Source organism: Niallia sp. FSL W8-0954 (assembly GCF_038005605.1).
GTDB classification, from domain to species: Bacteria; Bacillota; Bacilli; order Bacillales; family Cytobacillaceae; genus Niallia; species Niallia circulans_A.
Genome location: NZ_JBBOTN010000001.1, coordinates 237649 through 250949, shown reverse-complemented (window position 1 = coordinate 250949; position 13301 = coordinate 237649). Strand labels below are relative to the sequence as shown.

Below are 13301 nucleotides of genomic sequence, written 5' to 3'. Positions count from 1 at the left end.
ATTACACTTCCCTTTTTTAAACAACAGAAGCATAAGAACCAGCCCTTTGATTCCTTTAAAATCTTTCCAGCATAAGATCTGTATTTACAGCTATAGCTACTTTGCTTCCATCCGCAGCAGCAAACAGTAAGGATGATGCCCCTTCCTTTTCGGTTTCTCCGGCAACATAAACATTTTTTTTGGATGTTCTCCCTGATCCATCTGTTACTAACACTCCATTTTCATAGACATCTAATCTTAGCTGCTCCACAAACTGATTGGAGCGATAATAAGAAGGAGAAACGAAGCCCCCCGTTCTAGCAATCTGCCTTCCTGATGTAAACACAACTTGCTGAAGATACCCATTTTCGCCTATTAAGCTCTTTATTGGTTCGGTAACGATTGGAACATTCCGCTTGAGGAATATTTCTTTTGTAGTTGGAGAAATCGCTGCACCATTTGTTGCTATCACTAAATCCTTCGACCAATTATAAACTAACCTTCCCATATGTAATGCTTGTGCTTCCGTGTAAGCAATAATAAGAAGAGCTTGATCTCTTAGCTCCCAGCCATCGCAGTATGGGCAGCTAAAAAGGCTTTTCCCATAATATTGTCTCGCATTTGGAATCGGAATAATCTCTTGTACACCAGTCGCTAAAATAATTTTCTCTGCTAAATATTCTTTATGTTTTTTCGTTTTAACCAGAAACACTTCTGCCCCTCTTAACTTTTCTATTTCCGTTACCGTATCCTTATAGGGAAAAATGCTCGGATAGTTCATTAAATCATTCATCCCTAATTCCTTAAACATCTGTGGACTTATTCCATCTCTTGTTAGAAAGCCATGTGATTCATGACTTACTCTATTTCTATTCGTTCCATCATCAAAGATAGCCACACTTCTTCTCGCTCTCCCTAGTGTCAGCGCAGCACTCATTCCAGCTGGACCACCACCAATAACTATACAATCAAGAATATTCATCTCCATAGATTCCCCCTTTTTCCTTCTATTTTAAGTATATGAACGACGTTGCCTTCGTAGTGCTAGAATAAATTTGTAAAAAAGAGAAACCGTTCGTCTGTTTGTTTTGTCTAATCTGTAGGTAGAAAGGAGAGGGGACTGTGGAGAAGCAAGAAAGAGATAAATTGCTTACAAACGCGATGGATACATATGGTCATTATTTATCCCGACTTGCCTACGCCCTTGTGAAAGATAGGGAAAAAGCAGAGGACATTGTGCAGGATGTGTTTATTCGTTATTATTTGCAGCTTGATCAATTTGAAGGTCGATCTAGTGTGAAAACATATTTATATCGTATAACGGTAAATGAATGCCGAAACTACTTTAAAAGCTGGGCTTTTCGAAAAGTCGAAGTTTCGAAGATTAAGAACACTTTTCTGATCCATAAAGAAACACCCGAAGAAGCCTATTTAAAACAGGAAAGTAAAAATTATCTTGCCGACTTACTTAATAAACTACCAATAAAGTATAAGGAAGTCTTATGGTTATATTACTATGGTGAATTATCTACACAGGAAATCAGCGAGATATTAAACTGTTCCAGCAATACGGTTAAAACTAGACTAGCGAGAGGACGGAAGAAAGCACAACTAACAATGAGTGAGGAGGAGATAAATCGTGCCGAAGAACATTAAACAATTATTTGATGAAATAATCCCAGCGGATATCACCCTTTCCGAAGAAAACAAACAAAGGATTTTACGAAATGCAAACCAGCAAATGCAAAACATTAGTCAGAGAAAACGAATATTCCGTCCAATATGCAGTGTAGTTGCCATTATTAGTCTTCTCCTTATTTTAATTAGTCCTTCTCTAGTAAACCGGCTTTCAACACACTCTTCTTTTCATACACCGATGGAAAAAGTAACTATACCAAATGTTGATTATTCATCTTTAATCCATTCTTTCTATATAAAGGAAACGAACGAATTGATTTATGCTGATAAAAAAAGCATTTATTCTTATTCCCTCACATCGCACTCACAGCAAGTACTTGTCGAATCTGGTGCAAACATTGATATATATGCACTGACAGCAAATGCGCATTGGCTTGTGTGGGGAGAAAAAAATAATAAGCTTTTTATTAAAAATCGAAAAACACTCTCACAGAAAGAATATAAAAAGGACATTATAGGAGATGTTCAATTGAAAGGAAATACATTAATTTATGATGATACTTCTGGATATAAGCAGTTAAATTTATCAACATTTAAGGAAACTAGCATTCATGGTTTCACGGGAATTGCCAGAAACAGCAAAGCTGATTTAGATCGTAATTTACTTGTTATTCCTGAGCAGTTTAAATCAAATAACAGAAATAAAACGGAGTTTTTTGTCTATAATCTAACCAACCTAAAACAAGTTGGGAATTATAGCGTTCCCTATAAAGCAGCGGAAAACGTTACTTTAATAAATAATAAAATATATGCAGCTTTTTCAAATGAGGATGAGAGCCCATCTATTTTAGGGTATATCGATCTCACTAATGGAGTATTTCATGAAATCCCCACACCACCCTTTACTACTTATGCTGTCTATAAAAATTACGTTGCATTAAGTGTAGTGGAAAAAAATACAGATACAGTTAAACTATATCAATTAGAAACGGAAAATTTAAAGGAACTACCCATATTTAATAATATAAAAGAACGCCTACTCATGCCCCGTTTCACCGATGATGGATCCTTAATAGTAAACGGAGAGGCAGCAGATTTTTCTATGTACTTGCAGGATGTAGAATGAGCAGAGGGACGGCTCTTGCGCTTTCTTTTTCAAAATAGAAGCGTAGAACGTTCCTCTGCGTATTTTATATTACATATTCTCGATAACGATTATAGTCTTCTTCTTTGCATTCGATGGATAGGAATATGCCTTCTTCCTTATATTCTGTTGAAAGGATATTTGCCTTTTCCGTCAAATAGGATAGTACATTCCCTTTATCATACGGGATAGTCATTTCACAGGAAATATACTGCTTAAAGACATTTTTAGAAATAGCTTCCACTAGTTCATTTATTCCTATTTGCTTTTTAGCAGAAAGGTAAACTCCATCTGTTCCTGCCATCGATGTATCTCCTGCTGCTAAATCTATCTTATTAAAAGCATAGATAGCTGGGATATTTTCCGCGTTAAGTTCTTTTAAAGTCTTATTAGTCACATTGATTTGCTCTTGATAATTTGGATTAGAGTAGTCAACGACATGAATAAGCAAATCAGCTTCCGCCACTTCCTCCAAGGTCGACCTGAATGCTTTTACTAATTGGTGCGGTAATTTACTAATAAACCCAACTGTATCTGTTAATAAAAAGGATTTATTATTTGGTAATGTAATATTGCGCACTGATGTTTCAAGGGTTGCAAAGAGCATATTCTTTTCAAACACCATTTTCTCTGTTGCAGCATGATATTTTTCAAGCAGCACATTCATTAAAGTCGACTTCCCAGCATTCGTATAGCCAACGAGTGCAATACTTGGCAACTCTTTCTTTTTTCGCATCTTTCGCTGGTTTTTACGTTGGACCACAAGCGTATCTAATTCTTTATGCAAGCGACTAATTCTGTCTTCAATCCGTCTTCGATCCAATTCAAGCTTCGTTTCCCCTGACCCTCTATTTATAAGGCCAGATCCTCCTCCCTGACGACCTAGTGATTCTCCTAAACCAGCTAATCGAGGCAGCATATATTGCAATTTTGCGATTTCAACTTGGAGCATCGCTTCTTTTGTCTTCGCTCTTTGAGCAAATATATCTAAAATCAATACTGTCCTGTCAATGATTCGGCAATCTGTTGCTTCTTCTAAATTACGAACTTGGGAAGGAGACAGCTCATCATTGAAAAGAACAGCCTGTACGTCCTTCTCCGCAAGCAATGCAGTTAACTCCTGCAGTTTCCCTTTCCCAATATAGTGTGCAGAATGAACCCGATCCAACTTCTGCGTTATCTCTCCCACTACTTCTATATCACAAGCTTCTGCCAATTGAATTAGCTCTTCCATTGAATTAGCAAAGTCTTCTTTCTGATCATAATGAACGCCTACTACTATCGCTTTTTGTTTTCCTTCCATTCCTGTTCCTCCATTCTGTTCATAAAAAAACACACAGGTGGTCACCTGTGTGTAAAGCAATCGGAATAAGAAAGAGGAATAGTATTTATTTAAAGTAAACCCTAAGCCTAAAATGGGTTTCTAAAGAAAATATTATTCCATTTTAATAAAAAGAGAGCATAATTCTCCCCTTTTACACCACATCATTATAAATAACGTTAATGAAAGGTTGCTTTTAAAAATAGGCAAACTAATCCCGATTACTCTACACACAGGCAGAGCCTTTAAGTACTATAAAATTAGTTACATAAAGTATACAATCGAGATAGAATTCCACATCTTAAAGCAACCCTCCATTCATCTAATTAACATTATTATACCATAAATGGGAAGTAGAGGGGCAATTCTTCTGTTTTCTGCTGAATATTTTTCCTAAAAGAAAAGCGCTGGTTTAGTCAAGCTTCCCTATATACTTTTTGTAAGATCCCTATCCAGTTTGTTTAAAAGCTTGAAATACTTTCAGAAACAGGAGAACTTCCTCGATTTCCTTTATTCTTTATGAAAAGCACAGCTAGTTATGTGGTCGTTGACTATTCCGACTGCTTGTAGATAGGAATAGATAGTTATAGGTCCTACAAACTTAAACCCTCTTTTTTTCAAATCTTTGCTGACCTTCTTTGATAGGTCAGTTTGCGCTGGTATTTCGTTGTCATACTGCCAATTTGATATGATTGGTTTTCCATCTACATAAGACCATAAAAATTCAGCAAAACTTCCGTATTCTTTCTGTATTTCTATCATTGCTAAGGCATTGCTTTTAACTGATTTAATCTTTAACGGATGTTTCACAACCTCTGTATTAATTCGGATATTTTCCAACTCTGTTTCTGTTAGGTTTGCACAGTATTCTAAATCGAAATCATGAAAGGCCTTTTTGTATGCTTCTCGCTTTTTTAAAATGATTGACCAAGACAATCCAGCTTGTGCTCCCTCTAGTACAAGCATTTCAAACAAATATCGATCATTATGACTTGGAATACACCACTCTTTATCATGATATTCTCGCATTAAATCACTGGAATTTGCCCAGGCACATCTAGTTTCCATCAAACCATCCTCTTTAAATAAATTATTCTTATTCTTTAGTATAATCCAATTAACCTGACAACAGTATGTCATATTTTGATACCACTTCTCGCTTCTCTTTTCTTTGGATGATACACTTAACTAAAAAAATAGATTTACCCGTATAATTTTATTCTACCTAGCCGTTATATATAGGAAAAGACTTTAGGAGGTAAAATAATGAAAAAAATGTTCACTAAGCATTTTACAGAGGAATCAAGAAAATTATTAAATGAATTGGAAGAAATGATTTCATCCTACTCCGAATCCTTATGGAACTATTGTAAATATGTTACAGGTTCCCCTTGGGATGGAGAAGATTTATTTCAAGATACAATTATTAAATCATTTGGAATGGTTCCACAAAGGTGGCATGAGATTACAGATAAAAAGAACTATCTTTTTCGAATCGCGACAAATACTTGGATTGATCAGTGTAGAAAAAGGAAAAGAGAGATTGGAATCTTAGAAGATATTCCAACCCCTTCCGTTGCTTTTACAGATCATCTACTCTTAGAAGAGATTCTACTTTCTTTGGAATCAAATTTAACGCCTAAACAAACAGCTGCTTTTCTTCTTCTAGATGTTTTTCATTTTAGCGCCGAAGAAGTTGCAGGAATTGTAAAAAGTACTCCAGGCGGGGTCTATTCTTCCGTTCAACGCGCTCGAAAAAAAATTAAATCCTTAGACTTTTCTAATTCTGAAACATATACAGAAGCTAATTTTGCACAAAAAGAAACTATTCAAGCTTACCTGCAGGCATTCAATGAAGGAAATTTAGATAAGATGTTACGTCTTTATAGTGATTATGCTCAAAATGAAGCTTTCCTTGGCTTCCAAGAGTATTCCAAAGACGAAATGCGTAACGGCTCTCTCATCTACGGATTACCCGGACATACAGCAATGTCAAAAATCTTATGGGGAAAACCTGTTATTATTGTATTAGCAGAAATCGATGGGCAATTAAAAATTCACGATATTCAAATACAAGAAATCGAGAATGGCAAAATCGTCAGCCACCAAAGCTACTTCTTCCGCAAAGAATTTATTTTAGCAGCAGCCGAAGAATTAGGAATAGAAGCTCAATTAGATAAACCACCATTAAAATGGTGACAGAGGGACAGTTCTTCTGTTTCTCTTATATTCCTCAAATAAGGAGGCTTTCCATGAAAATAAGTAGACTGTTTCAAATTATCTATATTTTGCTAGAAAGAAAAATGATCACGGCTAACGAACTAGCCGATAAACTTGAAGTTTCTGTGCGAACTATATACCGCGATATTGAAGTCCTTACGGAGTCTGGCATTCCTATTTATACAATGCAAGGTAAAGGAGGCGGAATTACCTTGATGGATCAGTTTGTACTCAACAAATCACTCCTTTTAGACAAAGAGCAGGATGAAATACTATTTTCCCTGCAAAGTCTATCTGCCACTAATTATCCAGATACAAGCGATATTTTAGCGAAACTAAGTCATCTATTTCAAAAAAGCGAAACTAAGTGGATTGAGGTAGATTTTTCATCATGGGGCAGTGATACAAAAAGAAAGGAATACTTCTCTCTTTTTAGACAAGCCATTCTAGAGCGTCATGTCCTCTCTTTTCACTATATCAATTCGAATGGGGAAAAGAGCTTACGGCGAATTCTTGCGGAAAAATTATTGTTTAAGGATAAAGCCTGGTATTTAGAAGGTTTTTGCCTAGAAAAATCGGCGAATAGAACTTTTAAAATAAATCGTATGTCTAATATAACTTTAACTAATGAAATTTATGACAACATAAAAAAACGGAAGAATTAATTTTAAATGATTCTTTGGATGGGGATTATTTAGAATGGGCAGACTTAGTGCTCAGAATTAGTTCCAGAGCCAGTTATCGGATTTATGTTGAATTTGAGGAAAAGGATATTTCCAAAGAAAAGGATGGTTATCATATCATTTCCACCTCTCATATAAAAGGGGAATGGTTATACAGCTACCTATTATCCTATGGAAATTATTTAGAAGTAATCGAACCTACAGACATAAGAAAGGAAATAAAAAGGAGAATTCAGCAGATGATAAATCAATATTGACTTTGCCATTAATTTCTTTGATTTATTGACTACTAAACAAAAAAGACGATTCTCCCGCTTCCTCTAAGGAATGCAGGAGAACCGCCCTCTGCGTACTATTTACGAATGAGATATCCAATCACCGCACCAATAAGGGCAGGTAAAATCCAGCCTAACCCTATTTCGTAAAAGGGGAGAATATTCTCGTAAAAATGCCCAATCTCCTCAAAAAAGCCAAGCTTAGCTTCTGGGATGCTTTTTACAAGTGCTTGATAGCCATCCAATATACTCACAAAGAATGTTAGCACCATTGCCGTTAGGTACACACTTTGCTTGCCTTTGAATAATCGCGAAAAAAGAGCAAGTATGATAAGCACAATTGCTAAAGGGTATAAGAACATGAGCACAGGTACTGCAAATAGTATAATTTTATTTAAGCCTAAATTGGCAAATAAGAAAGAAACAACACATAGACTAAGCACAAAAGTCTTATAGCCAATCTTCGGAAATACTTCATGAAAAAATTCACTACAAGACGTTATTAATCCAATACTTGTTTTTAAACAGGCAAGCACAATGATAACCGCAAGCAAAATGCCGCCAAAAGGACCAAAATAATGCTTAGCTACTGCAGCAAAGATAAGTCCGCCATTTTCAAAAGTTCCTACAGCTTGTACACTAGAAGAACCCATATAAGTGATAAATCCGTAGATAAGCATCATTAGCAGCATGGCAAATATTCCTGATTTCCATGTCGTTTTTGCAATACTCTTTACGTCCATAATTCCCTTCCCTTTGATAGCATTAATCACCACTATCCCAAAGGCAAGAGATGCTAGAGCATCCATGGTGTTATATCCTTCTTTAAACCCTGTCATAAAAGCATTATTTAGATATGCTCCCTGTGGCTCTTGAAAGCTCCCCATCGGGCGAACAATACTTACTATTATTAATAAAAATAAAAACAGCAGAAAAGCAGGAGTCAGATATTTCCCGATCACATCCATAATCTTTGCCGGATTTAAGGAAAAATAGTAAACCAGTAAAAAGAAAAGAAAACTAAAAATAGCTAAAAATAAAGCAATATGGCTATTCGTGACAAACGGCTCAATCCCTATTGCAAATGGAACTGTCGCTGTACGTGGAATAGCAAAGAATGGACCAATCGTTAAATATAGAAATAACGAAAAGAGAAATCCGAATACTGGATGAACGCGACTTGAAAGCTCGCGCAGACCATTGCTTCCTGATAATCCAATTGCTAATATACCGAGAAAAGGAAGCCCAATCGCCGTTACTAAAAAGCCTGCTAGCGCAAGCCAAAAGTTTGTTCCCGCAAGCTGTCCAAGCTGAATAGGAAAAATTAAATTTCCCGCTCCAAAAAACATACCAAAAAGCATCGTCCCAATTAGAGCATAAGTTGAAAAAGAAATTCTTGATTGCATAAATCTAATACTCCTTTATAAATACATATAAATTAGATAATACGGGAACGTTTAAAAGTACACAACAACTTTTTAAATGAATTTTCACATAATACCTTCTAGACTATTAGAGAACTTTCTTCAAAATCTCTCCTGGCAGGCCTTCTATTTCTCCAATCCATGCCGAAGTAAATCCTTTACTCACTAATATTTTTCTCGAGGCTATATTAGCAGGATCTATAATTGCCTTTATTACCTTTAGATCTGTTTGTTTCACTAATGACATTAATCTATCCGCAACCATACCGCCATATCCCTTCCCCCAATGTTCTGGCAAAAGCATATAGCCAAGCTCTGCTTCAGCAAGCTCTTGCTCCGTTAAAGTCACATGGCCAAGCCCGATAAATACTTCTGAGTCTGGTTGAAAAAAAGCATAGGATCCAAAGAGCTGATTCTTGTCATTGCGGATTAATAGTTTTTCAAAGTCAATCTTTGCCTCTTCTAACGGAATAGCTCTTTCTGTAATCTGGGCCATCACTCGCTCATTAGAAACTAATTGGTAATACAACTCAAAATCATTTGCTGTAAATTTTCGAAATAGCATGACTGCTCATCACCTTCCTATTATATTCGCTTTTTTCTAATCTCTTCCGTAAAAATGACAATATAGTGAAATTCGTATATCCAAAACAATTTGATGAAAGCTAAAGATATTCTAAAACAAGAAAGGAATTTTCCCATGGAACAAAAGTTAAACGTATTAATGTTTAGCGGGGACTACGATAAAGCAATGGCTGGTTTAATTCTAGCTAATAGTGCCCGGGAAATAGATGTGGAAGTAACCATGTTTTTCACTTTTTGGGGGCTTTTATTACTTCGCGACCCCGAAAAAATCGATTTGGAAGGTAAGTCCTTCTATGAAAAAATGTTTACTACCTTCCAACCTAAAGACGTAGAGCAGCTTCCTTTATCCAAAATGAATTATGCTGGTCTAGGTAAAATAATGATGAAGGAAATGCTTGAGGAGGAAGAGGCCCCACCACTTATAGCTTTCTTAAAAGGGGCAAGAAAAAAACACGTTAAGTTTCTTGCCTGCAAATTATCAGTTGATATACTTGGATTTAAGCAAGAAGAGTTTTATCCTGAAGTCGAAATTGTCGACGCCAAGGTTTATCTTAAAGATGCTTTAAAATCAGATATTCAGCTTTTTATTTAAAGCTTCCCATATCAAAAGGCGGTCTCTGCTGATGCATAAAAACCGCCTATTACCTTTAATATACCTCTGTTGCATTAGGATTCAATTGACGAACATGGTGTAAATAGGCTTTCACCCTTTCCGCCTCTTCGAAAGGGTAAAGAAATCCCATCTTTCTGCCAACTTCTAATCCGATTTTCTCAAATAATGATGTCATAGAAAATAACGATTCCCAGACTCGATTATAATCTCCACTCGGATAAGTATACATGAGCCTTTCCCACGTATCATCATCGATATACTGCTTTAAGTACTTACTGTTTTTTCCTATGCTAAGGGAAAAATCTGTTTCCATGCCAACCTTCCATTCCAACATTTTTAACAACATCGCTCTTATGGTATTCATATGGTCAATCGCATAAAGAATTTCTTGCCTCCATAACCCTTTAACCACATAGGTCGAGACCCACCAAAATTCGTTACAGCAGTCAGAAAATTGTTCGGCAGCTGGCTTTTTCACCCAATAATCTTTATCTGTACTAGGGGGCATATAAGGGAGACTATTGTCTTTATCTAATAGAATCACCGTCAACCCATCCTCCTGACAATACTTGTTCTTTTCCTCCAGCGGAACAAGGGTTAAGTCTATGCGGTTCCCATCCGTAAATAGCATAAGATAAGAAAATCTTCCACCTAGCTCTGCGGGAAAAAGCGTGGAATCCTCTGGGGTTTGCATAATGATTCGTTCCCCAAAAACATCAATCCAGTTAGGCTCATTCAAAAAAGATTCCATATTATCTACTAAATAAACAATATCAAAATCCTGAAAAGCATCCTTTGGTACTGTTGGATTTGTTCTCGAGCCATTCATGCAAACAGCTCTTACTCTATTATCCTGATTTGCCACTTTTAACACTAAATCTAACATTTGCTTCTCTGTTCTCATACTATCCCTCCAATTATAAATTATTTATATGATTCTATTCTTCTATTTATAATTGGAGGGGCACGAATCCTGCTGTAATCTCGTTATAAAAATCCCTCTAATAAGTTCATAAAAACCTCTCCTTTCTAATAAATAATATACGGACCAAAATATACAGTTAACAAGATAATGTGTACACCCACAAAATAGATAATCCTCGGTGTACCTGTCCATTCATTGATACGTTTTGTTAATATGGATAAAAAATAGGAAATAACCGCAAATAATAACAGATAAAAATAAGTACTGCCCGTAAATGTTAGGTACTTAGGTGCGGTTGCAAGTATATTCGGAACAAAGAAACGATCCTTCCATATAACCGCTGCGATTAAATAGATTCCAATGCCAGTATAGAAAATCCAAGGTGGATTGTAATCAACCTTTCTACTAAAAAATAGATACATAAAGATAACAAATGCTATTGGCCACAATAACCATATAAAGGAAAGTGCAAAAGCGAAAAAAGAGGTGGAAATCATTCCAAATGTCTTGCCTAATGCCTGCAGCCAATCCTCAGAAGAATGTTTTATTTGCTTGTTTATTTTTGTAAGTTCATTAGAAGAAACATAGACTTTATTGTCATCTCCATGTAAATCCATCCATGCAATCATATCTTCATCTAACCATTGTGGAATCGTCGATATCGCGGCTGTATTGCTGCGTCGCTCCGTCTTGGTACTTCCGTTTTCGCCTATTTCCGATTCATAAATATTGAAGCCAGTCTTTTCATTATATTTCGTTTCTGTATAACCATTCGCCTTAAATAGCAGACGCGGCTTTCCATCCCTAAAGGTAAAGGCAACATCCGAAATTTCTGTTAACTCTCCATTCTCCCTTGCAGGGTCTTGGAACGTTAACTCATATTGCGCAGCCTCTTGTCCTTTTGTAATATCAATTTCTGCATAATAGTTAAAAAACTCTGGTTTCCCTTGCGTTAATTCTAATTCCTCTTGAAGCAATAACGCCAGTTTTTGATCTTCAAACGTAAAAGATATGCCATTTACTATTTTCCCAGGATCAACCTTTATCTTTGTTTCATATAGGTGGTTAACTTTCCCATCTTGGACTCGAGATAAAGCAAGATCAACATTGCCCTTCTTCTTTGCAAATAACAGAAGGTGAACGCCATCCGCATTTTCCTCTACCGCTAACTTTTCCTTTTCTAGATCAATATCCATAATTTCCGACGTTTGTTTGGTTTCAGGATTTAATTGAAAAAGCTTATTTTCTTTTATATAAAGAATGATTTTCTCGAGCGGAAAAAACTCCGCAACATCCGCAACTAATTGTGTTTTATCTTGGTCAAAAATATTTTTATAATCAAAATAAATAAGCTCGTCTTTTCCCTGATATATTTGTGTCCATTTGTCTGCAGGTATATCATAATATTTCTCTGCCTCAATCCGAAAATCATTGGTCATGATAGCCGTCTTTAATTTATTTTCCTGAAAGAAGGAGAACAAGTAATGCCCATCCTCCGTTTCCTTGATTGCCGGCAGTTTACTTACTTCAGATTGTCCAACTAACAATCCTCTGCTCCAATCTGGATCTGGTTGCGCCGTCACATTGGAAAAATTTTCAACAAATAATAAAAACAGTCCTAATAAAATCAGCACCCCTGGTATGATCCAATATAATTTCTGTAGTACCCAGGTCTTCATCTTATTCCCCCATAGTGTTTTAAATAAGTTCTCTTTGTATTATGAATAAAATAATAATAGCATATTTTCTGACAAAATATGCTAGGGAATTCTATTAATTTTCTTTTCTCACTCTCGTTGTACACAAACTATATAGGGAAATCTGCAAGCATAAAAAAAGTGTTTCACCATTCAAATCTCTTGTTCCACCAAAAAATATTATTCTAGTAAAACTTATTATCAGTTAAAACAAGAGGGTGGGAAAAAACATAATATATATTGGATAAAGACGAACAATCTCTAATTCAGTGATGAAATGAAATCAATTCGTTCCATTTCACTCTTTTTTAAAGCTTATTTAGTTTTTAAGCAAACTAAAATTACTAGGAAAAAACAGAGCAGACTGAATACACGTAGACTCCTATGGGAGCTGCGAGAAAGTCCAAGACCCCGCAGGAACGAGGAGGCTTGGCGCTCGCCCCATGGAAAGCGAAGTGTATTCAGTCTGCGGGTAATTATCACAAACCTTTTTTCTTAATAAATAAAAACCTCAAATAATTATACGAATATTTTCTAATATGTACGTATAATTGTTCGGGGTTATATTGGATTGAAATACTTATGTCTCACCCTTGTATATTAAGCACATGAGGTTCGCTACCTCTAGTGCTTTTTTTAGTATAGTTTTTTATACTAAAAGCAACGCTGTGGATTAGTAACTCACCCTACAGTACTTTTATAGTAACTGGTTTTATAGAGACTCTAACCACAGCTCTTTGTTTATCTGTTAATTAGTTAGATAACGCTAGACGTTTGATTTCGTACAAGGATACAGA

13 protein-coding genes are annotated in these 13301 nt (G+C 35.9%); 6 read left to right on the top strand and 7 right to left on the bottom strand.

The window, feature by feature from the left end; genetic code table 11:
* Window positions 1-55: 55 nt before the first annotated feature.
* Window positions 56-961 (bottom strand): NAD(P)/FAD-dependent oxidoreductase, encoded by a 906-nt coding sequence (locus tag NX902_RS01365; protein ID WP_095331364.1) that lies wholly within the window; start codon window positions 959-961, stop codon window positions 56-58.
* A 140-nt stretch (window positions 962-1101) separates the two neighbouring features.
* Here NX902_RS01365 and NX902_RS01360 point away from each other — a divergent pair, with 140 nt between their 5' ends.
* Together NX902_RS01360 and NX902_RS01355 are read left to right on the top strand one after the other, a co-directional pair.
* Window positions 1102-1635, top strand: a complete 534-nt coding sequence (locus NX902_RS01360; RefSeq protein ID WP_341160508.1) for a sigma-70 family RNA polymerase sigma factor — start codon at window positions 1102-1104, stop codon at window positions 1633-1635.
* A complete protein-coding gene (locus NX902_RS01355) occupies window positions 1619-2743 on the top strand; it encodes a hypothetical protein (protein WP_171509213.1) in 1125 nt (374 codons plus the stop codon). The genes NX902_RS01360 and NX902_RS01355 overlap by 17 nt, the downstream gene beginning before the upstream one ends.
* A gap of 64 nt (window positions 2744-2807) precedes the next feature.
* On the opposite strand, the gene hflX is transcribed toward NX902_RS01355, so the two are convergent.
* Together hflX and NX902_RS01345 are read right to left on the bottom strand one after the other, a co-directional pair.
* Entirely contained in the window at window positions 2808-4064 is a 1257-nt protein-coding gene (gene hflX / locus NX902_RS01350; RefSeq protein ID WP_095331366.1) for a GTPase HflX, read from the bottom strand.
* Window positions 4065-4592: 528 nt separating this feature from the next.
* Complete coding sequence (locus NX902_RS01345) at window positions 4593-5150, bottom strand: DNA-3-methyladenine glycosylase I (protein WP_095331368.1); 558 nt, start codon at window positions 5148-5150, stop codon at window positions 4593-4595.
* A 198-nt stretch (window positions 5151-5348) separates the two neighbouring features.
* On the opposite strand from NX902_RS01345, the gene NX902_RS01340 reads away from it, so the two are divergent.
* The 3 genes from NX902_RS01340 to NX902_RS01330 are packed head-to-tail and all read left to right on the top strand — an operon-like array spanning window position 5349 to window position 7242.
* A complete protein-coding gene (locus NX902_RS01340; RefSeq protein ID WP_016201423.1) occupies window positions 5349-6281 on the top strand; it encodes an RNA polymerase sigma factor in 933 nt (310 codons plus the stop codon).
* A 53-nt stretch (window positions 6282-6334) separates the two neighbouring features.
* The gene (locus tag NX902_RS01335) at window positions 6335-6967 is read left to right on the top strand and encodes a helix-turn-helix transcriptional regulator (RefSeq protein WP_341160507.1); all 633 of its coding nucleotides are present in this window, start codon (window positions 6335-6337) and stop codon (window positions 6965-6967) included.
* 14 nt (window positions 6968-6981) lie between these two features.
* Window positions 6982-7242, top strand: coding sequence for a WYL domain-containing protein (locus tag NX902_RS01330; protein WP_341160506.1), 261 nt, complete (start codon window positions 6982-6984; stop codon window positions 7240-7242).
* 95 nt (window positions 7243-7337) lie between these two features.
* Here NX902_RS01330 and brnQ read toward each other — a convergent pair whose 3' ends face one another.
* Both brnQ and NX902_RS01320 read right to left on the bottom strand, forming a co-directional pair.
* A complete protein-coding gene (gene brnQ / locus NX902_RS01325; protein WP_171509211.1) occupies window positions 7338-8666 on the bottom strand; it encodes a branched-chain amino acid transport system II carrier protein in 1329 nt (442 codons plus the stop codon).
* Between the two features lie 106 nt (window positions 8667-8772).
* Entirely contained in the window at window positions 8773-9249 is a 477-nt protein-coding gene (locus NX902_RS01320) for a GNAT family N-acetyltransferase (protein WP_095331311.1), read from the bottom strand.
* 135 nt (window positions 9250-9384) lie between these two features.
* On the opposite strand from NX902_RS01320, the gene NX902_RS01315 reads away from it, so the two are divergent.
* Entirely contained in the window at window positions 9385-9861 is a 477-nt protein-coding gene (locus NX902_RS01315) for a DsrE/DsrF/DrsH-like family protein (protein WP_171509210.1), read from the top strand.
* Between the two features lie 55 nt (window positions 9862-9916).
* Here the strand turns inward: NX902_RS01315 and NX902_RS01310 are convergent, their stop codons facing one another.
* Both NX902_RS01310 and NX902_RS01305 read right to left on the bottom strand, forming a co-directional pair.
* A complete protein-coding gene (locus NX902_RS01310) occupies window positions 9917-10786 on the bottom strand; it encodes an aminoglycoside 6-adenylyltransferase (RefSeq protein WP_171509209.1) in 870 nt (289 codons plus the stop codon).
* Between the two features lie 125 nt (window positions 10787-10911).
* Window positions 10912-12486, bottom strand: coding sequence for a hypothetical protein (locus tag NX902_RS01305; RefSeq protein WP_341160505.1), 1575 nt, complete (start codon window positions 12484-12486; stop codon window positions 10912-10914).
* Between the last annotated feature and the right edge of the window lie 815 nt (window positions 12487-13301).